Origin of the sequence: Burkholderia sp. Bp9016, from assembly GCF_003857765.1 — a bacterium.
Taxonomy (GTDB): Bacteria; Pseudomonadota; Gammaproteobacteria; order Burkholderiales; family Burkholderiaceae; genus Burkholderia.
Window position 1 is genome coordinate 1 of sequence record NZ_QTPY01000015.1, and the last position, 21,175, is coordinate 21,175.

General features: G+C 65.9%; 21 protein-coding genes. 14 read left to right on the top strand and 7 right to left on the bottom strand.

The window, feature by feature from the left end; translation table 11 throughout:
* Positions 1-334 precede the first annotated feature (334 nt).
* Positions 335-1,111, bottom strand: coding sequence for an enoyl-CoA hydratase (locus DIE13_RS19025; protein ID WP_124828585.1), 777 nt, complete (start codon positions 1,109-1,111; stop codon positions 335-337).
* Positions 1,112-1,240: 129 nt separating this feature from the next.
* On the opposite strand from DIE13_RS19025, the gene paaN reads away from it, so the two are divergent.
* The 5 genes from paaN (at position 1,241) to paaK (ending at position 6,865) form a co-directional block, all read left to right on the top strand.
* Positions 1,241-2,947 (top strand): phenylacetic acid degradation protein PaaN, encoded by a 1,707-nt coding sequence (gene paaN / locus DIE13_RS19030; RefSeq protein WP_124828586.1) that lies wholly within the window; start codon positions 1,241-1,243, stop codon positions 2,945-2,947.
* Between the two features lie 87 nt (positions 2,948-3,034).
* Positions 3,035-4,237, top strand: coding sequence for a 3-oxoadipyl-CoA thiolase (pcaF, locus tag DIE13_RS19035; protein ID WP_124828587.1), 1,203 nt, complete (start codon positions 3,035-3,037; stop codon positions 4,235-4,237).
* A 45-nt stretch (positions 4,238-4,282) separates the two neighbouring features.
* The gene (gene paaG / locus DIE13_RS19040) at positions 4,283-5,074 is read left to right on the top strand and encodes a 2-(1,2-epoxy-1,2-dihydrophenyl)acetyl-CoA isomerase PaaG (RefSeq protein WP_124828588.1); all 792 of its coding nucleotides are present in this window, start codon (positions 4,283-4,285) and stop codon (positions 5,072-5,074) included.
* A gap of 1 nt (position 5,075) precedes the next feature.
* The gene (gene paaI / locus DIE13_RS19045) at positions 5,076-5,528 is read left to right on the top strand and encodes a hydroxyphenylacetyl-CoA thioesterase PaaI (RefSeq protein WP_124828589.1); all 453 of its coding nucleotides are present in this window, start codon (positions 5,076-5,078) and stop codon (positions 5,526-5,528) included.
* A 38-nt stretch (positions 5,529-5,566) separates the two neighbouring features.
* Entirely contained in the window at positions 5,567-6,865 is a 1,299-nt protein-coding gene (paaK, locus tag DIE13_RS19050) for a phenylacetate--CoA ligase PaaK (protein ID WP_124828590.1), read from the top strand.
* Positions 6,866-7,000: 135 nt separating this feature from the next.
* On the opposite strand, the gene DIE13_RS19055 is transcribed toward paaK, so the two are convergent.
* On the bottom strand, positions 7,001-8,125 hold the full coding sequence (locus DIE13_RS19055) for a murein transglycosylase A (protein WP_233409941.1): 1,125 nt from the start codon (positions 8,123-8,125) through the stop codon (positions 7,001-7,003).
* A gap of 28 nt (positions 8,126-8,153) precedes the next feature.
* Here DIE13_RS19055 and DIE13_RS33455 point away from each other — a divergent pair, with 28 nt between their 5' ends.
* On the top strand, positions 8,154-8,297 hold the full coding sequence (locus DIE13_RS33455) for a hypothetical protein (protein WP_014898203.1): 144 nt from the start codon (positions 8,154-8,156) through the stop codon (positions 8,295-8,297).
* Positions 8,298-8,312: 15 nt separating this feature from the next.
* Here DIE13_RS33455 and apaG read toward each other — a convergent pair whose 3' ends face one another.
* Positions 8,313-8,687, bottom strand: a complete 375-nt coding sequence (gene apaG / locus DIE13_RS19060; protein ID WP_014898204.1) for a Co2+/Mg2+ efflux protein ApaG — start codon at positions 8,685-8,687, stop codon at positions 8,313-8,315.
* A gap of 177 nt (positions 8,688-8,864) precedes the next feature.
* Here apaG and rpe point away from each other — a divergent pair, with 177 nt between their 5' ends.
* The 8 genes from rpe (at position 8,865) to DIE13_RS19100 (ending at position 16,177) form a co-directional block, all read left to right on the top strand.
* On the top strand, positions 8,865-9,551 hold the full coding sequence (rpe, locus tag DIE13_RS19065; RefSeq protein ID WP_011883156.1) for a ribulose-phosphate 3-epimerase: 687 nt from the start codon (positions 8,865-8,867) through the stop codon (positions 9,549-9,551).
* Positions 9,552-9,555: 4 nt separating this feature from the next.
* The gene (locus tag DIE13_RS19070) at positions 9,556-10,311 is read left to right on the top strand and encodes a phosphoglycolate phosphatase (protein ID WP_124828592.1); all 756 of its coding nucleotides are present in this window, start codon (positions 9,556-9,558) and stop codon (positions 10,309-10,311) included.
* Between the two features lie 358 nt (positions 10,312-10,669).
* Positions 10,670-12,163 carry an anthranilate synthase component I gene (gene trpE, locus DIE13_RS19075; protein WP_124828593.1) on the top strand — a complete coding sequence of 498 codons (1,494 nt, stop codon included), beginning with the start codon at positions 10,670-10,672 and terminating at the stop codon, positions 12,161-12,163.
* A gap of 12 nt (positions 12,164-12,175) precedes the next feature.
* The gene (locus DIE13_RS19080; RefSeq protein ID WP_124828594.1) at positions 12,176-12,775 is read left to right on the top strand and encodes an aminodeoxychorismate/anthranilate synthase component II; all 600 of its coding nucleotides are present in this window, start codon (positions 12,176-12,178) and stop codon (positions 12,773-12,775) included.
* A 13-nt stretch (positions 12,776-12,788) separates the two neighbouring features.
* A complete protein-coding gene (gene trpD, locus DIE13_RS19085) occupies positions 12,789-13,820 on the top strand; it encodes an anthranilate phosphoribosyltransferase (protein ID WP_124828595.1) in 1,032 nt (343 codons plus the stop codon).
* A gap of 29 nt (positions 13,821-13,849) precedes the next feature.
* Entirely contained in the window at positions 13,850-14,635 is a 786-nt protein-coding gene (trpC, locus tag DIE13_RS19090) for an indole-3-glycerol phosphate synthase TrpC (RefSeq protein WP_124828596.1), read from the top strand.
* Entirely contained in the window at positions 14,635-15,261 is a 627-nt protein-coding gene (locus tag DIE13_RS19095) for a CYTH domain-containing protein (RefSeq protein WP_124828597.1), read from the top strand. The genes trpC and DIE13_RS19095 overlap by 1 nt, the downstream gene beginning before the upstream one ends.
* A gap of 13 nt (positions 15,262-15,274) precedes the next feature.
* On the top strand, positions 15,275-16,177 hold the full coding sequence (locus tag DIE13_RS19100; RefSeq protein ID WP_124828598.1) for a uracil-DNA glycosylase: 903 nt from the start codon (positions 15,275-15,277) through the stop codon (positions 16,175-16,177).
* 121 nt (positions 16,178-16,298) lie between these two features.
* Here the strand turns inward: DIE13_RS19100 and DIE13_RS19105 are convergent, their stop codons facing one another.
* The 4 genes from DIE13_RS19105 to DIE13_RS19120 form a co-directional block, all read right to left on the bottom strand.
* A complete protein-coding gene (locus DIE13_RS19105; protein WP_124828599.1) occupies positions 16,299-16,895 on the bottom strand; it encodes an FMN-dependent NADH-azoreductase in 597 nt (198 codons plus the stop codon).
* A 146-nt stretch (positions 16,896-17,041) separates the two neighbouring features.
* Complete coding sequence (locus DIE13_RS19110; protein WP_124828600.1) at positions 17,042-18,841, bottom strand: M61 family metallopeptidase; 1,800 nt, start codon at positions 18,839-18,841, stop codon at positions 17,042-17,044.
* 115 nt (positions 18,842-18,956) lie between these two features.
* Positions 18,957-19,685: a DsbC family protein gene (locus DIE13_RS19115; protein ID WP_124828601.1), complete on the bottom strand. Its 729-nt coding sequence runs from the start codon at positions 19,683-19,685 to the stop codon at positions 18,957-18,959.
* 90 nt (positions 19,686-19,775) lie between these two features.
* The gene (locus DIE13_RS19120; protein WP_124828602.1) at positions 19,776-20,954 is read right to left on the bottom strand and encodes a UbiH/UbiF family hydroxylase; all 1,179 of its coding nucleotides are present in this window, start codon (positions 20,952-20,954) and stop codon (positions 19,776-19,778) included.
* Positions 20,955-21,175 lie beyond the last annotated feature (221 nt).

Sequence of the window (21,175 nt, forward strand, 5' to 3'; positions counted from 1 at the left end):
GCAGAGAAGCGAGATTATGAACCGCTTTTTCCAGATCGTCAACAACTTTTTTAACTGCTTCGTCGCGACGGCTGGGGTTCAACTCCGTGTGCGCCAAGGCTTTGCAACAACCTCGACCGCACCGCTTCCCTTCTTCCCCCGCGCCGTGTTTCCATTAGCGCGAAAGAGGCGTGATTCTATGCACCCGCCCCCATCTCCGCAAGCCCTTTGTGAAAATATTTTGAAAAAGCCTCCGTGCGCTGCCGCGCACGGAGGCTTGGGGATCTCAGCATCGCGAGATCGCGCCGGCGACTGCTGCCCGCCGCTCGCGCTGCAACGCCCCGCCGCAGCCGAATCAGCGGTTCTTGAACTCCGGCTTGCGCTTCTCGACGAATGCGGCCATCCCTTCCTTCTGATCTTCCGTCGCAAACAGCGAATGGAACAACCGCCGCTCGAAATGGACGCCTTCGGCCAACGTCGTTTCGTACGCGCGGTTCACCGACTCCTTGACCATCATGACTGCCGGCAGCGAAAACTCGGCGATCGTCGTCGCAGCAGCAATCGCCTCGTCGAGCAGCCTGTCGGCCGGCAGCACACGCGACACGAGCCCCGCGCGCTCCGCCTCGGCTGCATCCATGAAGCGCGCGGTCAGACACATGTCCATCGCCTTCGCCTTCGACACCGCGCGCGGCAGACGCTGCGTACCACCGGCACCCGGCATCACGCCCAGCTTGATCTCTGGTTGGCCGAACTTGGCGGTATCCGCCGCGAAGATGATGTCGCACATCATCGCAAGCTCGCAGCCGCCGCCGAGCGCGAAACCCGACACGGCAGCAATGATCGGCTTGCGGATCTCGCGGATGGCCTCCCAGTTGCGGGTGATGTAGTCGCCGCGGTAGACGTCCATATAGGAATAGGTCGCCATCATGCCGATGTCGGCACCGGCTGCGAATGCCTTCTCGCTCCCCGTCACGACGATCGCACCGATGCCGTCGTCCGCATCGAACGCCCGCAGTGCGGCGCCCAACTCATCCATTAGCGCATCGTTCAGCGCATTCAGCGCCTTCGGACGATTCAGCGTGACCAGCCCGACTCGCCCCCGGGTCTCCACCAGGATGTTCTCGTAAGACATCTATTTCTCCTCGATCAATGAAATGAGAAACGCCTCGCACATGCGAATAGTTTGATGCTACCATTCTCCGACCAACCGGTCGGTTAATTAATCGATCCAATTCCTCTCAACGTCCATCAGGCCGCCGTCATGACCCATGCACTGTTCACGAAGCACGAAGACACGCTGAAACACGCCCTCGCCGCCATCGAGAGCCGCGGGTACTGGAGCCCGTTCGCCGAAATGCCGAGTCCCAAAGTGTACGGGGAAAGCGCCAACGCCGATGGTGAGGCCGCATTCAAGGCGCATCTCGACAACACGTTCGCACTCGACCAGCCGGCGTCCGGCGAGACGGTCGGCGCGGAGCAATCGCCGTACGGGATCAAGCTGGGCATCCGCTATCCGAAATCGACGCCCGACGAGCTCATTGCCGCGGCAACCGCCGCTCAACGCGTGTGGCGCGAAGCCGGCCCCACGGCCTGGATCGGTGTCAGCCTCGAAATCCTCGCCCGCCTGAATCGCGCGAGCTTCGAAATTGCCTATAGCGTGATGCACACCACCGGCCAGGCATTCATGATGGCGTTCCAAGCCGGCGGCCCGCACGCGCAGGATCGTGCGCTCGAAGCAGTGGCCTACGCATGGGACGAGCTGCGCCGTATCCCGGCCGACGCGCATTGGGAAAAGCCGCAAGGAAAGAACCCGCCGCTCGCGATGCACAAGCGCTACACGATCGTGCCGCGCGGCACCGGTCTCGTGCTCGGCTGCTGCACGTTCCCGACGTGGAACGGCTACCCCGGCCTGTTCGCGGACCTGGCGACCGGCAACACGGTGATCGTCAAACCGCATCCGGGCGCGATCCTGCCGCTCGCGATCACGGTCCGCATCGCGCGCGACGTACTGCGCGAAGCCGGCTTCGATCCGAACGTCGTCACGCTCCTCGCGACCGAGCCGAACGACGGCGCACTCGTGCAGGATCTCGCACTGCGCCCGGAAATCAAGCTGATCGACTTCACGGGCAGTACGCAAAACGGCACGTGGCTCGAACGCAACGCTCATCAGGCGCTGGTGTATACGGAAAAGGCAGGCGTCAACCAGATCGTGATCGACTCGACCGACGACCTGAAGGCCGCGGCCAAGAACATCGCGTTCTCACTTGCGCTGTACTCCGGTCAGATGTGCACTGCGCCGCAGAACATCTACGTGCCGCGCGACGGCATCCGCACTGCGGACGGCCACGCGAGCTTCGACGAAGTCGCCCAGGCAATCGCCCTCTCCGTACAAAAGCTCACCGGCGACCCGGCACGCTCGGTCGAACTGATCGGCGCGATCCAGAACGACGGCGTGACTGCGCGCATCGACGACGCCCGCAAGCTCGGCCGTGTGCTCGCCGACAGCCAGGCGCTTCAGCACCCCTCGTTCCCTGACGCCCGCGTGCGCACACCGCTCGTGCTGCAGCTCGACGTGGCCGACCGCGAAAAATTCACGCAGGAGTGGTTCGGCCCGATCTCGTTCGTGATCGCGACCGACTCGACCGCACAGTCGCTCGATCTCGCCGGCGAGATCGCCGCCGAGCACGGCGCACTGACGCTCTCCGTCTACAGCACCGACGACAGGATTCTCGACGCCGCGCACGATGCAGCAGTACGCGGCGGCGTTGCGCTGTCGATCAACCTGACGGGCGGTGTGTTCGTGAACCAGTCGGCCGCGTTCTCCGACTTCCACGGCACCGGCGCGAACCCGGCCGCCAACGCGGCGCTGGCCGATCCGGCATTCGTCGCCAACCGGTTCCGTGTGGTTCAAAGCCGCGTCCATGTTGCGCCGAAGGCAGCGCCTGCGGAAGCCGGCCAAACGGCATAACCCGAATGGCCGACGTGCAAACGCCGCCACGTTCTCTACCATGAACGAATCCGCCAACCGGCGAGTTCGTTGCCCATCGATACGCCCATGACTGACGCCTACATCTGCGACGCGATTCGCACCCCCATCGGCCGCTACGGCGGCGCCCTGAAAGACGTTCGAGCCGACGATCTCGGCGCGGTGCCGCTCAAGGCGCTGATCGAACGCAACAGCAACGTCGACTGGTCGGCGATCGACGACGTGATCTATGGCTGCGCGAACCAGGCCGGCGAGGACAACCGCAACGTCGCGCGCATGTCCGCACTGCTCGCGGGTCTGCCGACTGCCGTGCCCGGCACGACGCTGAACCGCCTGTGCGGCTCGGGCATGGACGCGGTCGGCACGGCCGCGCGCGCAATCAAGGCAGGCGAGGCACGCCTGATGATCGCGGGCGGCGTCGAAAGCATGACGCGTGCGCCGTTCGTGATGGGCAAGGCCGCGAGCGCGTTCGCGCGCCAGGCCGCCATTTTCGACACGACGATCGGTTGGCGCTTCGTCAATCCACTGATGAAACAGCAATACGGCGTCGATTCGATGCCCGAAACGGCCGAAAACGTCGCGCTCGACTACAACATCAGCCGCGCCGACCAGGATCTGTTCGCGCTGCGCAGTCAGCAGAAGGCCGCCCGCGCCCAGCAGGACGGCACGCTCGCCGCGGAAATCGTGCCGGTCACGATTGCGCAGAAGAAAGGTGACGCGCTCGTCGTGTCCCTCGACGAGCATCCGCGCGAAACGTCGCTCGAAGCGCTCGCGAAACTGAAAGGCGTCGTGCGCCCGGACGGCTCGGTGACGGCCGGCAATGCGTCGGGCGTCAACGACGGCGCGTGCGCGCTGCTCCTCGCCAACGCGGAAGCCGCCGAACAGTACGGGCTGCGCCGCCGCGCACGCGTCGCCGGCATGGCGACCGCCGGTGTCGAACCGCGCGTGATGGGCATCGGCCCCGCGCCGGCCACGCAGAAACTGCTACGCCAGCTCGGTATGACGATCGACCAGTTCGACGTGATCGAGCTGAACGAAGCATTCGCGTCGCAAGGTCTCGCGGTGCTGCGCATGCTCGGCATCGACGACGACGATCCGCGCGTGAACCCGAACGGCGGTGCGATCGCGCTGGGCCATCCGCTCGGCGCATCGGGCGCCCGGCTCGTAACTACGGCGCTTCACCAGCTCGAGCGTACGGGCGGCCGCTTTGCGCTCTGTACGATGTGTATCGGCGTCGGCCAGGGCATCGCGATCGCGATCGAACGCGTGTAACCGTCGCGCCGCGCGCCTATAACGAAGTCATGAAGGAGACACTGCATGTCATATCAGGCGATCCAGTTGGATATCGATCAGGCTGCCCGCGTGGCCACGATCACGCTCAACCGTCCGGACAAGCTGAACAGCTTCACGCGGGCGATGCACCGCGAACTGCAGTCGGCACTCGATGAAGTCGAAGCAGCCGGCGCGCATGCGCTGATCCTGACGGGTGCAGGGCGCGGCTTCTGCGCGGGCCAGGATCTGGCCGACCTCGACTTCACGCCGGGAGCCGCCACCGACCTCGGTACGCTGATCGAAGAGCACTTCAATCCGCTGATCCGCCGCCTGCAGCGCATGCCGATTCCGGTAATCGCCGCGGTCAACGGCACGGCGGCCGGCGCCGGCGCGAATCTCGCGCTCGCATGCGATCTAGTGTTCGCCGCGCGCTCGAGCAGCTTCATCCAGGCCTTCGTCAAGATCGGGCTCGTGCCCGATTCGGGCGGCACATGGTTTCTGCCGCAACGCGTCGGCATGGCGCGCGCACTCGGGCTTGCTCTCACCGGCGACAAGCTCGGCGCCGAACAGGCCGAGAAATGGGGCTTGATCTGGCGCGCGGTCGACGACGACGCGCTCGCCGCGTCGGCCCGTCAGGTCGCGACCCAGCTCGCGCAGCAGCCGACGCTCGCGATTGCATCGATCAAGCAGTCGATGCGCGACAGCGTCACGAACACGCTCGACCAGCAGCTCGACCTGGAACGCGACCTGCAACGCAAGCTCGGCCAGTCGCACGACTACGCGGAAGGCGTCCAGGCATTCATCGAGAAGCGTGCACCGCGCTTCGAGGGGCGTTGACATGACAAACGCCACCAACACGCTCGACCCCGATTCGCTCGCCCTCGCCACGGCGCAGGCCATGTACGACGCGGACGCCTGCAGCCGCGCTTTCGGGATGGAAATCGCCGAGGTGCGTGCCGGGTACGCCCGCCTGCAGATGCGCGTGCGGCCGGAGTTCCTGAACGGGCATCAGACCTGCCACGGCGGAATCATCTTCACGCTCGCCGATTCGACCTTCGCGTTCGCATGCAATTCGTACAACCTGAATACCGTTGCGGCCGGCTGCTCGATCGAATACCTGCGCCCCGTACACGGCAACGACTTGCTGACGGCCGAGGCGATCGAGCAGACGCGCAGCGGCCGGCACGGGATCTACGACATCCGCGTCACGAACCAGGCCGGCGAAACCGTCGCGATGTTTCGCGGCAAATCGGCCCAGATCAAGGGCACGGTTCTTCCGGAAGATCGCTGACGTCCACGGCTCGCTCACAACAAACACTGGAGACACGCATGACAACCCCGCTACCGCTCGAGCCGATCGAGACCGCCTCACGCGACGAGCTGACCGCGCTGCAGCTCGAACGCCTGAAGTGGTCGCTCCGGCATGCGTATGAACATTCCCCCGTCTATCGCCGCAAATTCGACGAAGCGGGCGTGCACCCCGACGACCTGAAGACACTCTCCGACCTGTCACGCTTCCCGTTCACGACCAAGAGCGACCTGCGCGACAGCTATCCATTCGGAATGTTCGCGGTGCCGCAGGACCAGATCTCGCGCATTCATGCGTCGTCGGGCACGACCGGCAAGCCGACCGTCGTCGGCTATACGGCGCGCGACATCGACACGTGGGCGAATCTCGTCGCGCGCTCGATCCGCGCGGCCGGCGCGCGCCGCGGCGACAAGGTCCACGTCAGCTACGGCTACGGGCTGTTCACCGGCGGGCTCGGCGCACACTACGGCGCCGAACGCGCGGGGTTGACGGTGATTCCGTTCGGAGGCGGCCAGACCGAGAAGCAGGTGCAACTGATCCAGGATTTCCGTCCCGACATCATCATGGTGACGCCGAGCTACATGCTGTCGATCGCCGACGAGATCGAGCGGCAGGGCCTCGATCCCGCGCAAAGCTCTCTGCGCATCGGTATTTTCGGCGCGGAGCCGTGGACGAACGACATGCGCGTCGCGATCGAGCAGCGGATGGGAATCGACGCGGTCGACATCTACGGGCTGTCCGAAGTGATGGGCCCCGGCGTCGCTTCGGAATGCGTCGAGACCAAGGATGGCCCGACCATCTGGGAAGACTACTTCTACCCGGAAATCATCGACCCCGAAACCGGCGAAGTGCTTCCGGACGGCGAACTCGGTGAACTGGTCTTCACGTCGCTGACGAAGGAAGCACTGCCGATCATCCGCTACCGCACCCGCGACCTGACGCGGCTGCTGCCCGGCACCGCGCGCACGATGCGCCGGATGGAAAAGATCACCGGCCGCTCGGACGACATGATGATCGTGCGGGGGGTCAACGTCTTCCCGACGCAGATCGAGGAGCAACTGCTGAAGCAGCGCGCACTCGCCCCGCACTATCAGATCGTACTGACGAAGGAAGGCCCGCTCGACGTGCTGACGCTCAACGTCGAACCGTGCCCCGAAACGGCCCCGGACACGGCGGCGATCGACGCGGCCAGGCAGGCGCTCGCGTACGACGTCAAGTCGCTGATCGGCGTGACGGCCGTGATCAACGTGCTGCCCGTCAACGGGATCGAGCGCTCGGTCGGCAAGGCGCGTCGCGTCGTCGACAAGCGCAAGGGCTGACGCACGCCGCGGCACGCCGATCGCACGGCGCAATATTCCGCACCCCAAGAAAAAACAGCCCGATCGGGCAGGCCGATCGGGCTGTTTCGTTTTGACGTGCCTACCATACGTCGTATCGGCCGGCACCACCGCGCATCACGAGTTCGGGAACAGCAGCCACATCCGGCCGATCTGCTTCATCCGCCCGGCCAGATCGCCAGCGTCGTCGCCGAGCCCCCAGAAATAGTCGGCCCGCACGCCGCCCTTGATCGCAGATCCCGTGTCCTGCGCGAACACGAGCCGGTTCATCGGCGTATTCGTGAGCGGACGCGTGGTCTGCAGGAACACGGGCGTACCGAGCGGAATCGACGACGGATCGACCGCGATCGAGCGCTCGGGCGTGAGCGGCACGCCGAGCGCGCCGATCGGACCGTCCGCGCCGCCGTGCGGCGCATCCTCCTTGGTCGGCATGTCGCGGAAGAACACGAATCGCGGATTGGTGTCGAGCAACGCGTCGACGCGGGTCGGGTTCGCCTTCGCCCAGGCCTTGATGCCCTGCATCGTCGCCTGCGCAGGCGTCAGCTCGCCGCGATCGAGCAGCCACCTGCCGATCGAACGGTATGGCTGGTTGTTGGTGCCGCCAAAACCGACCCGCATCACCGAGCCGTCGTCGAGCAGCACGCGCCCAGAGCCCTGCACCTGCAGGAAGAACGCTTCGATCGGATCGTCGACCCACACGAGTTCGTTGCCGTTCAGGATGCCGGCGCGCTCGAGCTGTGCGCGAGGCGGCAGCGCGGCGCCGGCACGATAGCCGGCAGGCCAGCGGTAGAGCGCGTACTGATACGGACCGCGACGCACGCGGGAACCGTGCAGCAACGGTTCGTAATAACCGGTCACGAGCCCGTCGAGCGTGCCGTCGGTATTCGCCAGTTGAAACGGCGTGAAATACGTTTCGAAGAAAGCGCGCGCGCTGCTGACGTCGAGCTCGTCGAGGCGGTCGACGGCCGCGCAAGCGCGCTGCCACGCCGGCTGGCGCGCGAGCCGCACGCAGTTCTGCCGCAACGCGGCCGTAGCGCCGATCAGCGAATCGTCCTGCCAGCCCGGCACCTGCTGCCAGGCAACCGGCGTGAGCCGCTTCGCGGCGATCTGCCCCGGCACGATCGCCGCGCCAGTCGGCGGCTTCAGCGCGGACGTCCGTGTCGGCGCGACGCCACATGCGGCAAGCAGTACCGCCGCTGCGGCTGCCGCCATCCAGCCGGCCACCCGGGGCCCAAACCACATACAATGTCCGTTCTTGATGGAAACCGCCATGTCAGATTTTCTCGACCAATATCCGATGCTCATCTTCGCGCTCGAAGCTTTCGTAGCGCTTGCTCTGCTGATCTTCATCGTCGTGTGGACGTCGTCGGGCAGGAAGAAGCACGCCCGCAACAACGACCGCCAGCCGCGCTGACCCGCGCCCGCACGCTCAATGCAGCGTGCGCGGCATGTGCAGCGCGAACTCGTCGACCGGCGCGTCGAACCGCTCGCCATCCTCCGCCACGCAGAAGTACGCGCCACGCATCGTGCCGACCGGCGTCGCGATCACGGCCCAGCTCGTGTATTCGAACTGTTCCCCCGGCTGCAGCAGCGGCTGATGCCCGACGACGCCGAGCCCTTTCACTTCCTGCACGTGGTTGTCGCTGTCCGTGATGATCCAGTGACGCGCGATCAGTTGCGCCGCGACCTGTCCCGTGTTGCGGATCGTCAACGTGTACGCGAATGCGTATTGACGTCGATCGGGGTCGGATTGTTCCGGCAAGTAGCTGGTTTTCACCGAAACGGTGAATTGATACTGACTCATGGTGTTTCCGCTGTAGGTAACCGCCCGCGCCGACTCGAGCGGCGGGGCCGCGGGCGCGCCGCACTGGTTCGGCATTCTATGCGGAATCGGGCCGCAACCGCACGGCCTGTCGCCGCGCACCGGGTCGCCGGACGGTAGAATGGCGGTTTTGCGCCGCAGCGTCCCCGCTCCCCTGTCATGACTCAATTCCGCATCGCTCCCAGCATCCTGTCGGCCGACTTTGCACGGCTCGGCGAAGAAGTCCGCAACGTGGTCGCCGCCGGCGCCGACTGGATTCATTTCGACGTGATGGACAACCATTATGTGCCGAACCTCACGATCGGCCCGCTCGTCTGCGAGGCGATCCGCCCGCACGTGCAGGTGCCGATCGACGTGCACCTGATGGTGCGCCCGGTCGACCGGATCGTGCCCGATTTCGCGAAGGCCGGCGCCAACCTGATCAGCTTCCACCCGGAAGGCTCCGATCACATCGACCGTACGCTGTCGCTGATTCGCGATCACGGTTGCAAGGCCGGGCTCGTGTTCAATCCGGCCACGCCGCTGAACTACCTCGACCACGTGATGGACCGCCTCGACTTCGTGCTGCTGATGTCGGTGAACCCGGGCTTCGGCGGCCAGTCGTTCATTCCGGAAACGCTGAACAAGCTGCGCGAAGCGCGCGCCCGCATCGACGCGTACACCGAGCGTACCGGCCGCGAGATCCTGCTCGAAGTGGACGGTGGCGTGAAGACCGACAACATCGCGGAAATCGCAGCGGCCGGCGCGGACACGTTCGTCGCAGGTTCTGCGATCTTCGGCAAGCCCGATTACCGCAAGGTAATCGACGAGATGCGCGCCGCGCTCGCGACCGTCGAGCGGAGCTGACGCCGTGGCCGATTCCTCGCTGGCCGGTCACGCACCGGTCGAAGCCGACGGCCCGATCCGTTTCGCGGCGCCGCGCATCGACGCGGCGCTGATCGACCTCGACGGCACGATGGTCGACACGGTCGACGATTTCACGGCAGGGCTGAACGGGATGCTCGCGCAGCTCGGCGCACCGGCCACGTCGCGCGACGAGGTGATCGGCTACATCGGCAAGGGCTCCGAGCACCTGATCCAGAGCGTGCTGAAGCCGCGCTTCACGCCCGACGAAGCGCACGCGCGCTTCGACGACGCGTTCGCGATCTACCAGACCGAATACGCGAAGATCAACGGCCGCCACACGCGCCTCTACCCCGAGGTTGCCGCCGGCCTCGACGCATTGCGCGCGGCAGGCATCCGGCTCGCGTGCGTGACGAACAAGCCGCACCGGTTCGCAGTCGAGCTCCTCGAGCAATACGGACTGATCGATCGCTTCGGGATCGTGCTCGGCGGCGACAGCGTCGCGCGCAAGAAGCCCGATCCGCTGCCGATGCTCACGGCGTGCGATGCACTCGGCGTCGCGCCCGACGCAGCGGTCGCGATCGGCGACTCGGAAAACGATGCGCTGGCGGGCCGAGCGGCCGGCATGGCGACACTGACGGTGCCGTACGGCTACAACCACGGCAAAGCTATACAAACGATAAATTCGGATGGTATAGTCGATTCGTTGCTGGTCGCAGCTCGCGCGATCACCGCGCACAACGCCGGCCGGCCAACCATCTGATTATTTCTTCCATCCGCATGTTTCTGAATAAAAAACGGAGTCTGAGCAGCATCGACCGGGGAGCCTGGCCCTGGCGTCGCTGGTCGCGCTAACCTCTTCGATGAGGTACGCTGAAGCACGTCTTCAGCGCCGTTTTTTATCTCGCTGCGCATCCGCGCTTCGACCGTCGCACTACCTCGAGTTCTACCGCGCCCGAACGCTTGCGTTCAGGATCGGCCGCAGGCTCGCGACGTTCACGCCCGGAGTGCCGGCCGGCAACAGGCACTTCTCGATCGACCGCCCTTTCGCCGACGGCAGCCCGCGCAGCGTCAAGTGATCCCTGGCGCACTCCGCCGCTCGTCCCGAACAGGACCGGAACATGACCGAACTCGAATTCCAATCGCTTGCGAACGAAGGCTACAACCGCATCCCGCTGATCGCGGAAGCGCTCGCCGACCTCGAAACGCCGCTGTCCCTCTACCTGAAGCTGGCCCAGCCCGAACGCGCGGGCGCCAACTCGTTCCTGCTCGAATCGGTGGTCGGCGGCGAACGCTTCGGCCGCTATTCGTTCATCGGCCTGCCCGCACGCACGCTCCTGCGCACCCGCAACGGCGTGTCGGAAGTGGTGCGCGACGGTCAGGTCGTGGAAACCCACGACGGTGATCCGTTCGAATTCATCGAGTCGTTCCAGGCGCGCTTCAAGGTAGCGCAGCGTCCTGGCCTGCCGCGTTTTTGCGGCGGCCTCGCCGGCTATTTCGGCTACGACGCGGTGCGCTACATCGAAAAGAAGCTCGCGAACACCGCGCCGCGCGACGATCTCGGCCTGCCCGACATCCAGCTGCTGCTGACCGAGGAAGTCGCGGTGATCGACAACCTCGCCGGCAAGCTCTATCTGATCATCTACGCAGACCCGGCCCAGCCTGAAGCCTATACGAAAGCGAAGCAGCGCCTGCGCGAGCTCAAGCAGCGCCTGCGCACGACCGTGCAGCCGCCCGTGACGTCGGCAAGCGTGCGCACCGAGACGTTCCGGGAGTTCAAGAAGGAAGACTATCTGGCCGCCGTGCGTCAGGCGAAGGAATACGTCGCGGCCGGCGAGCTGATGCAGATCCAGGTCGGCCAGCGACTGACGAAACCGTACCGCGACAATCCGCTGTCGCTGTATCGCGCGCTGCGTTCGCTGAACCCGTCGCCGTACATGTACTACTACAACTTCGGCGACTTCCACGTGGTTGGCGCGTCGCCGGAAATCCTGGTACGCCAGGAAAAGCGCGGCGACGACCAGATCGTCACGATCCGCCCGCTCGCCGGCACGCGTCCGCGCGGCAACACGCCCGAGCGCGATGCGGAACTCGCGACCGAGTTGCTCAACGATCCGAAGGAAATCGCCGAGCACGTGATGCTGATCGACCTCGCGCGCAACGATGTCGGCCGCATCGCCGAAATCGGCTCGGTGCAGGTAACCGACAAGATGGTGATCGAGAAGTACTCGCACGTGCAGCACATCGTCAGCTCGGTGGAAGGCAAGCTGAAGCCCGGCATGACAAACTACGACGTGCTGCGCGCAACGTTCCCGGCCGGCACGCTGTCCGGCGCGCCGAAGGTGCGCGCGATGGAGCTGATCGACGAGCTCGAGCCGATCAAGCGCGGGCTGTACGGCGGTGCCGTCGGCTACCTGTCGTTCTCCGGCGAAATGGATCTCGCGATCGCGATCCGCACGGGCCTGATCCACAACGGCAACCTGTACGTGCAAGCGGCAGCCGGCGTCGTCGCCGACTCGGTGCCCGAATCCGAATGGCAAGAGACCGAGAACAAGGCGCGCGCGGTGCTGCGTGCGGCCGAACAGGTCCAGGACGGCCTCGATAGCGACTTCTGACGGAGACTGACCATGCTGCTCATGATCGACAACTACGACTCGTTCACCTACAACCTGGTCCAGTACTTCGGCGAACTGGGCGAGGACGTGCATACGTACCGCAACGACGAAATCACGCTCGACGACATCGCGCGCCTGAATCCCGACACCATCTGCCTGTCGCCGGGCCCGAGCAACCCGCAGCATGCGGGCATCACGCTCGATGTGCTGCGCGAATTCGCGGGCAAGAAGCCGATCCTCGGCGTCTGCCTCGGCCATCAGGCGATCGGCGAAGCATTCGGCGGCCGCGTCGTGCGCGCGAAGACCATCATGCACGGCAAGGTAAGCCGGATCGAAACGGATTGCCGTGGCGTGTTCGCGGATTTGCCGAAGCATTTCGACGTCACGCGCTATCACTCGCTCGCGATCGAACGCGAATCGCTGCCCGACTGCCTCGAGGTATCCGCATGGACCGAAGACGGCGAAATCATGGGCGTGCGTCACAAGGCGCTGCCTATCGAAGGCGTGCAGTTCCACCCGGAATCGATTCTCTCCGAGCACGGCCATGCGCTGCTCGAGAATTTCCTGAAGCAGCATCGCGCAGCGTCCCGTGCGGCCGCGCCGGCCGCCTGACGGGAGACGCACGATGACGATTACCCCGCAGGAAGCGCTGCAACGCACGATCGAACACCGCGAAATCTTCCACGACGAGATGCTGCACCTGATGCGGCTCATCATGCGCGGCGACATGTCACCCGTGATGGCGGCCGCGATCATCACCGGATTGCGCGTGAAGAAGGAGACGATCGGCGAGATCGCCGCCGCCGCGACCGTGATGCGCGAATTCGCGCATCACGTCGAAGTGCAGGACAACTCGAACTTCGTCGACATCGTCGGCACGGGCGGCGACGGCGCGCACACGTTCAACATCTCGACCGCGTCGATGTTCATCACTGCAGCGGCCGGCGCGAAGGTCGCGAAGCACGGCAACCGCGGCGTATCGAGCAAGTCCGGCAGCGCCGACGTGCTCGAGGCGCTCGGCGTGAACATCGACCTGCAGCCCGACCAGGTGGCCGCGTCGATCGCCGAAACCGGCATGGGCTTCATGTTCGCGCCCAACCATCATCCGGCGATGAAGAACATCGCGGCCGTGCGCCGCGAACTCGGCGTGCGGACGATCTTCAACATCCTCGGCCCACTGACCAACCCGGCCGGCGCGCCGAACCAGCTGATGGGCGTGTTCCACCCCGACCTCGTCGGCATTCAGGTCCGCGTGATGCAGCGTCTGGGCGCGCAGCACGTGCTCGTCGTGTACGGCAAGGACGGAATGGACGAAGTGTCGCTCGGCGCCGCGACGCTCGTCGGCGAATTGCGCGACGGCAAGGTGCACGAATACGAGATCCATCCGGAGGACTTCGGCCTGCAGATGGTGTCGAACCGCACGCTGAAGGTCGAAAATGCCGAGGAATCGCGCACGATGCTGCTCGGCGCGCTGGACAACCAGCCGGGCGTCGCACGCGAGATCGTCACGCTGAACGCGGGCACCGCGCTCTATGCGGCCAATATCGCGGAATCGATCGCAGACGGCATCCAGCTCGCCCGCGAAGCAATCGCGAGCGGCAAGGCTCGCGCGAAGGTCGACGAACTCGTGCGCTTCACGCAGCAGTTCAAGCGTTGACTCCCCTTACGAATCAGGCAGGAACCCACATGAGCGACATTCTCGACCGAATCATTGCCGTCAAGCGCGAAGAAGTCGCGGCGGCCATGCGCAGCACGCCGCTCGAGGCACTGAAACTGGAAGCATCCGCGCGCGATCTGCGCGATTTCGTCGGCGCACTGCGCGCGAAGAACGCGGCCGGCAACGCGGCAGTGATCGCGGAAGTCAAGAAGGCGAGCCCGTCGAAAGGCGTGCTGCGCGAGCATTTCGTGCCGGCCGACATCGCACGCTCGTATGCGACGCACGGCGCCGCGTGCCTGTCGGTGCTGACCGACGAACAGTTCTTCCAGGGCAGCGTCCGCTATCTGCAGGAAGCACGTGCGGCCTGTATGCTGCCGGTGCTGCGCAAGGACTTCATCGTCGATGCGTACCAGATCCTCGAAGCGCGCGCGATGGGCGCCGACGCGATCCTGCTGATCGCGGCCGCGCTCGACACGCCGCTGATGCAGGAACTCGAAGCGTATGCCCACTCGCTCGGCCTCGCGGTGCTCGTGGAAGTACACGATCGCAACGAGATGGAACAGGCGCTGACGCTGAAGACGCCGCTGCTCGGCATCAACAACCGCAACCTGCGTACGTTCGAGACGACGATCCAGACCACGCTCGACATGCTCGACATGATTCCGGCAGACCGGATGGTCGTGACCGAGTCGGGCATCCTGTCGCGGACCGACGTCGACACGATGCGCGCGGCGAACGTCAACGCGTTCCTCGTCGGCGAAGCGTTCATGCGTGCCGAGCAACCGGGCGAAGAGCTCGCGCGGATGTTTTTCTGATGGCGATCGAAAAGGAAATCAAGCTCGCGCTGCCGGCCGGCCAGGCCGACGCGGCGCGACGCTTTTTCGAGACGCTGACCGGCGAACCGGGCGACGTCATCGCACTCGCGAACGTCTACTACGACACGCCCGATCTCGCGCTCGCCCGTTCGAAGAGCGCGGTGCGCGTGCGCCGCACGCCGCACGGCTGGCTGCAGACGTTCAAGACGGTCGGCAGCGCGCAAGCCGGCCTGCATCGCCGCCATGAATGGGAACTGCCGGTCGCCGGCGACGCGCTCGAAATCGACGCGCTCGTCGCCGCATGTGACGTGCCGGAGGCCGCCATCGCGCTGCGCGACGCGGCAACCGCGCTGCACGCGCTGTTCCGGACGGATTTTTCGCGTACGCTGTGGCGTATCGCAATCGCCGGCGCAACCGTCGAAGCCGCGGTGGACGTCGGCGAGATCGTCGTCCAGACAGACAACGACACGCGCCGCGAACCGATCAGTGAAATCGAACTCGAACTGATCGACGGCCCGGAAGCGGCGCTCGCGACGCTCGCCGCCGAACTGCAGCAAGCGCTGCCGGGCCTCACCCCCGAAAACATCAGCAAGGCGCAGCGCGGCTACCGGCTGCGCGCGCAATAAACACGCATCACGCATGGCAACCCGCAAGACTCTCCGCACGCCGCAGCAGGCGTCGCTGTTCGACGATCTCGTGCCGGAAACGGCACGCGACGATGTTCCCGCTCCGCCGTCCGAGCCGCTGTCAACTGCGCGCAAGCCGGCGAAGAAAGCCGCGGCAGCCGCCCCGACTCCCGCTGCGCGCCCTGCCGCCGTGGACGTCCCGCACCTCGCCACCCAATTCGACGCGCTGCCGGCCGTCTGGCGCGACGTGCTGAAACCCTTCACCGACAGCGACGCATACGCGCCGCTGTGCCGCTTCGTCGACGACGAGCGCGCGGCCGGCAAAACGGTCTACCCGACCGACGTGTTCCGCGCGCTGCGCCTGACGAGCCCGGACGACGTGAAGATCGTGATCCTCGGCCAGGACCCTTACCACGGCGACGACCGCGGCACGCCGCAGGCGCATGGCCTTGCGTTCTCGGTGCCGCCGGCAGTCCGCACGCCGCCGTCGCTGCGCAACATCTTCAAGGAAATCGCCGCGAATTTCGGCCACGACACGCCGCGTCACGGTTGCCTCGACACTTGGGCGCGCCAGGGCGTGCTGCTGCTCAACACCGTGCTGACGGTCGAGCGCGGCGCGGCCGCGAGCCATGCGAAGCGCGGCTGGGAACAATGCACGGACACGCTGATCCGCGAACTCGCCGGCCGTCATCGCGGGCTCGTGTTCATGCTGTGGGGTGCGCATGCGCAGGCGAAACGCGCACTGTTCGATGCGAGCGCGCATTGCGTGCTCGAGGCACCGCATCCGTCACCGCTGTCCGCGCACCGCGGCTTCCTCGGATGCCGCCACTTCGCGCTTGCGAACGACTATCTCGTCAAAGCTGGCCGCTCGCCGATCGACTGGCGCCTGCCGGAAGTGGCCGAAACGCTCGCGTAGCGGTCTCCCCGCTTTTCAGCATTCGGCTTTCGCCGCACCACGCAAAAACGCCGCGCCCCTTTCGGGACGCGGCGTTTTTTTCACCGGGCGACTCAACGGGTGCGACGCACCCGCATCGACCTTACGCTGCAGCGATGGCTTCGCGTGCGCTGGCAAGCGCGGCGCTCTGCGCATCCGGCCCGAGGTTCAGGCCTTCTGCGTGGATGAAGTTCACGTCGGTCAGGCCGATGAAGCCGAGGAACGAGCGCAGGTACGGCGTCTGGCTGTCGTTCGGCGTACCCAGGTACTTGCCGCCGCGTGCCGTCACCACGTGAACCTTCTTGCCCTTGATCAGGCCTTCCGGACCGTTCTCGGTGTAGCGGAACGTGACGCCGGCACGTGCGATCCAGTCGAAATACGTCTTCAGCTGCGACGACACGCCGAAGTTGTACATCGGTGCGCCAATCACGATGATGTCGGCGGCTTGCAGTTCGGCGATCAGCGCATCGCTCTTCGCGACGATCGCATTCTGTTCCGCGCTACGCTTGTCGGCCGGCGTGAAGAACGCGCCGAGCACCGATTCGTCAAGGTGCGGCAGCGCGTCAGTCAGCAGGTCGCGAACCACGACCTTCGAACCGGGGTTCGATTGTTGCAGCTTTGCCGTCAGTTCGTTGGACAGCAGCGTGGACTGCGCACCTTGCGAGCGCGCGGCGGAATTGATTTGCAGAATGGTCGTCATGTCAGGCTCCAGTTAGGTTGCGCTTCGGTAGCGCGAGTGAAGCCATTGTGCGTGTCCGCATGGCCGCGAAAAAGCGGGTTGCGGGCGACGGATTGTTGCAGCAGCAGAACAATCCGTGGTCGCGCCCCGAAACCCGCCCTCCGCGCTCAGCCCTTCAGCCAGGCTTCCCGGGCCTTGTATGCGGCGGCCGGTTTCGCCGCCGCCGTCAGCCGGTAGCGTGTGACTTCCGGCCCGTCCAGCTTCAGTTTGGCGGTCCGCAGCTCGTCGCGACGGAATGCGTGGATCTCGACCTTGTCGCCCGGCCGGTAGCGCGCAAGCAGCGTGTCGAGGTTCGTGCCCGTGACGCGCAGCCCGTCGAGCGCGATCAGCGTATCGCCCGCCGACAGTCCGGCGCGATGCGCTGCGCCGCCTTCGTAGACGGCCGCCAGCGTGCAGTCCGCGCCGCCGCGCAGGCGTGCGCCGATGGTCGGCTTTGCGGCCGCACCGTGCGCGAGTTCGGGCGTGAGCGTCACGCCGAACGGCGCGAGCAGTTCGCCAAGCGGCAGGTCGCGCGTGCCGTGCACGGCGTCGGCGAACAGGCGGCCGAGCGTGACGCCCGTCGCTTCCTCGATCAGCGTCTCGACCTCGTTTTCCTCGACGCCCGCCTGCTTGCCGCGATAGAAATCGCGGCCGTAACGTTGCCACAGCAGACGCATCACGTCGTCGAGCGACTTGCGGTTGCGGGTCTGTGCGCGAATCGCGAGATCGAACGCGAGCGCGACCAGCGAACCCTTCGTGTAGTAGCTGACGATCGCGTTGGTCGCGTTTTCGTCCTGGCGGTAGTACTTGATCCACGCGTCGAACGAGCTGTCCGCGACGCTCTGCTTCAGGCGCCCGGTGCCGCGCAGCACGCCGCCGACCGTGCGGCCGAGCGCCGCGAAATATTCGTCCTGCGACATCAGCCCGCTGCGCACGAGCATCAGGTCGTCGTAATACGACGTGAAGCCCTCGAACAGCCACAGCAGCGACGTGTAGTTTTCCCGCGCGAGGTCGTACGGTACGAACGCGGCCGGCTTGATGCGCTTCACGTTCCACGTATGGAAGTACTCGTGGCTGCAGAGGCCGAGATACGTGCGATAGCCTTCCGTCGTTTCGGGCCGCCCCTTCACCGGCAGATCGGTGCGATTGCAGATCAGCGCGGTCGATGCGCGATGCTCGAGGCCGCCGTAACCGTCGCTGACCGCGAGCGTCATGAACACGTAGCGCTCCATCGGCGCTTGCTTCGATTTCGGCTCGAACAGTGCGATCTGCGCTTCGCATACGCGCTTCAGGTCGGCGCGCAGCCGCTCCATGTCGAGTTGCGTCACGCGCCCGGCGATCACGATGTCGTGCGGCACGCCGTGCGCATCGAACGTCGCCAGCGCAAATTCGCCGATCGTCACCGGATGGTCGGTGAGCTCGTCGTAGTTCGATGCGCGATACGCGCCGAAACCGTAGCGTTTGGTGCCGCGCGCCTCGGGCAGCGAGGTGCCGACGCGCCACGTGCGGAATGCCGGGCCGGCCGGCTTCGCGATGTCGACTTCGCACGGCGCATCCTCGCGGCCGGCGACGCTCAGGAACACGGCCGTCGCGTTGAAGAAGCCTCCCGATTCGTCGAGATAGGCGGAGCGCACCGACAGGTCCCACGCGTACACGTCGTAGCGCAGCGTCAGCGTGCCGTTCACCGGCGCGGCCTGCCACGTGTTCTTGTCGGTCTTCGCGATCCGCACCTTGCGACCGGCGTCGTTGAACGCGGCGAGCGTCACGATGTTGCGCGCGAACTCGCGCACGAGATAGCTGCCCGGAATCCACACCGGCAGCGAGAAGCACTGGCCCTCGGGATCGGGCTCGGCAACCGTCACCGACACTTCGAACAGGTGCGCGGCGAGATCTTTCGGGACAATCGAATAGCGGATCGGCTGGGTCATCGTGGCAATCGGTCGAAAATCGAACGGAATACGGCGGCGGAAACGAAGAGAGGCGCCGGCAGGTACCGCGGGCGCCCCTCGCTGGCCAGACCATGCGGCCCGGCTTGTCGGTCGGTTACTTGCTCGACGCGAGCGCCTGGTTGAGCTGCTCGGCCGACACCGCGCCCGGCAGGCGGCGGCCGTCGGGCAAGAAAATCGTCGGCGTGCCCGTGACGTTCATCCCGCGGCCGAGCGCGAGATTCTTGTCGAGCGCGCTGGTATCGCAGTTGCCGGCACCGGACGGCGTGCGATGGTCGAGCATCCAGCTCTGCCAGGTTTTCGCGCGATCGGTCGCGCACCAGATCGCCTTCGACTTCAAGGTCGAATCCGGCGACAGCACCGGGTACAGGAACGTGTAGACGGTCACGTTGTCGATCGACTGCAGCGTCGTCTCGAGCCGCTTGCAGTACGGGCAGTTCGGATCGGAGAACACCGCGATCTTGCGCGCGCCATTGCCCTTGACGACCTTGATCGCGTTCGCGAACGGCAGGCTCGTGAAGTCGATCCTGTTGAGATCGGACAGGCGCGCGTCGGTCAGGTTCTTGTGCGTCCTGGTGTCGACGAGATCGCCGAGCAGCACGTAGTCGCCGGCTGCATCGCTATAGATGATCTGCGAGCCGAGGTTCACTTCGTACAGCCCCGCGACCGGCGATTTCGACACGCTCTTGACCGGTGCGTCGCTGCCCAGACGCGCTTGCAGCGTCGCTTTCAGCTTGTCGGTGGTTTGGTCGGCCTGCGCGGTGCAGCCAAGCGTCGCCATCGTGACGGCCAGCGCCAGCGACGCGATGCGGATAGTTTTTTTCATCCAGTCGTTCCTTCAGCTCAATCGGAGTGCACGGCACAGTGTACGCCGTAACGGAACCCTGTCCGACCGGCACCGTGCGTGAAGGTTCGCTCAACCGAGCGCGGCCGACACGAGCCAGCGCTTCACGAGCGGTTGCGCGCCGACGAACGCCATGCCCGCGTTGCGCACCGCCTTCGCGAACGAACCCGGCACCGCGAACAGCCGCTGCAGCCCGTCGGTCGCGACCATCAGCGCGCGGATGTCCTCGCGGCGCGAACGCTCGTAGCGGCGCAGCAGCACGGTATCGCCGAGGTTGCGGAAGCTTTCCTTGTTTGCGATCGCATCGGCGAGCGCCGCGACGTCCCGCAGCCCGAGGTTCATCCCTTGCCCGGCGAGCGGGTGGATCAGGTGCGCGGCATCGCCGACGAGCGCGACGCGCGGGGCGATCAGCTTGTCGACGGTCTGCAGCGCGAGCGGGAAGCCGGCGGCCGGCGTCACGCATTCGAGCGTGCCGACCTGGCCGTGCGACACGCGCTCGACTTCGGCAGCGAGTTGCGCGGGATCGAGCGCGAGCAGTTCATCCGCGTGCGCGGTGTGCGCGGACCACACGAGCGACACATGGCCGTCCGGCAACGGCAACAGCGCAATGATCTCGCCTTCATGAAACCACTGGCAGGCCGTCTCGCGGTGCGGCAGCGACGCCTTGAAGTTCGCGACGATGCCCGTCTGCCGGTAATCGCGCCGCTCGATCTTGGCCCCCATTTGGGAACGCACCCACGAATGGGCACCGTCCGCGCCGACCACGAGGTCCGCTTCGAGCACCTGCCCCGACGACAGCGTGAGCACGGCCGCGTCGTTGCGCACGTCGAAGCCTTGCGCACGCGCATCGAACCACGTGAGATTCGGCTGGAACCGCAGCGCGGCATCGAGGGACGCCTCGATCAGCGACGATTCGGCAATCCACGCGAGTTGCGGCACGGACGCCTGGTACGCGGAGAAATGCAGTTCCGCGTGCGCATCGCCGTACACGCGCATGTCGTACACCGGCGCAAGCCGGCCGTGGTCCAGCGCCTGCCAGACCCGCAGCCGCTCCAGCAATGCCTGCGAGCTGGACGACAGGGCATAGATGCGCGTGTCGAACGCGAGATCGGCGGGGCGCGGCGCGGCCGGCTGTGCCAGCAACGCGGTCTTGTAGCCGGACTGGGTCAGCGCGAGCGCGGCTGTCTTGCCGACGAGCCCGCCGCCGACCACGGCGACGTCGAAGATAGGGTGGGCAGTCATGGCGGGCATTATAGCTGCGGGGCCAATCCCTTACGCGGCCGGACTTTGCGGGAAATCAGCAGAATCGCGGGCGCGGCCGGCAGCGCGGCGGCCCGTCGCATCGGCCGTTCGGGTCGAGCCCGGAAACCGGTGCGCCGGCACGGTACAATAGCGCCTCTGAACGTCGGCTCGCCGCGCCCCAAGCGCCGGCCGTCCCTATTTTCCCGCGCCGCCGTGCATTGTCCGGCCGC

What these genes read in the sequence shown, in the direction of transcription:
- trpE (WP_124828593.1), top strand. Translation starts at nt 10,670, where the DNA reads ATGACCGAACTCGAATTCCAATCGCTTGCGAACGAAGGCTACAACCGC.
- DIE13_RS19100 (WP_124828598.1), top strand. Translation starts at nt 15,275, where the DNA reads ATGGCAACCCGCAAGACTCTCCGCACGCCGCAGCAGGCGTCGCTGTTC.
- DIE13_RS19080 (WP_124828594.1), top strand. Translation starts at nt 12,176, where the DNA reads ATGCTGCTCATGATCGACAACTACGACTCGTTCACCTACAACCTGGTC.
- DIE13_RS19025 (WP_124828585.1), bottom strand. Translation starts at nt 1,111, where the DNA reads ATGTCTTACGAGAACATCCTGGTGGAGACCCGGGGGCGAGTCGGGCTG.
- paaN (WP_124828586.1), top strand. Translation starts at nt 1,241, where the DNA reads ATGACCCATGCACTGTTCACGAAGCACGAAGACACGCTGAAACACGCC.
- paaG (WP_124828588.1), top strand. Translation starts at nt 4,283, where the DNA reads ATGTCATATCAGGCGATCCAGTTGGATATCGATCAGGCTGCCCGCGTG.
- DIE13_RS19120 (WP_124828602.1), bottom strand. Translation starts at nt 20,954, where the DNA reads ATGCCCGCCATGACTGCCCACCCTATCTTCGACGTCGCCGTGGTCGGC.
- DIE13_RS33455 (WP_014898203.1), top strand. Translation starts at nt 8,154, where the DNA reads ATGTCAGATTTTCTCGACCAATATCCGATGCTCATCTTCGCGCTCGAA.
- paaK (WP_124828590.1), top strand. Translation starts at nt 5,567, where the DNA reads ATGACAACCCCGCTACCGCTCGAGCCGATCGAGACCGCCTCACGCGAC.
- apaG (WP_014898204.1), bottom strand. Translation starts at nt 8,687, where the DNA reads ATGAGTCAGTATCAATTCACCGTTTCGGTGAAAACCAGCTACTTGCCG.
- trpC (WP_124828596.1), top strand. Translation starts at nt 13,850, where the DNA reads ATGAGCGACATTCTCGACCGAATCATTGCCGTCAAGCGCGAAGAAGTC.
- paaI (WP_124828589.1), top strand. Translation starts at nt 5,076, where the DNA reads ATGACAAACGCCACCAACACGCTCGACCCCGATTCGCTCGCCCTCGCC.
- DIE13_RS19105 (WP_124828599.1), bottom strand. Translation starts at nt 16,895, where the DNA reads ATGACGACCATTCTGCAAATCAATTCCGCCGCGCGCTCGCAAGGTGCG.
- DIE13_RS19110 (WP_124828600.1), bottom strand. Translation starts at nt 18,841, where the DNA reads ATGACCCAGCCGATCCGCTATTCGATTGTCCCGAAAGATCTCGCCGCG.
- DIE13_RS19095 (WP_124828597.1), top strand. Translation starts at nt 14,635, where the DNA reads ATGGCGATCGAAAAGGAAATCAAGCTCGCGCTGCCGGCCGGCCAGGCC.
- DIE13_RS19055 (WP_233409941.1), bottom strand. Translation starts at nt 8,125, where the DNA reads ATGTGGTTTGGGCCCCGGGTGGCCGGCTGGATGGCGGCAGCCGCAGCG.
- DIE13_RS19115 (WP_124828601.1), bottom strand. Translation starts at nt 19,685, where the DNA reads ATGAAAAAAACTATCCGCATCGCGTCGCTGGCGCTGGCCGTCACGATG.
- pcaF (WP_124828587.1), top strand. Translation starts at nt 3,035, where the DNA reads ATGACTGACGCCTACATCTGCGACGCGATTCGCACCCCCATCGGCCGC.
- trpD (WP_124828595.1), top strand. Translation starts at nt 12,789, where the DNA reads ATGACGATTACCCCGCAGGAAGCGCTGCAACGCACGATCGAACACCGC.
- rpe (WP_011883156.1), top strand. Translation starts at nt 8,865, where the DNA reads ATGACTCAATTCCGCATCGCTCCCAGCATCCTGTCGGCCGACTTTGCA.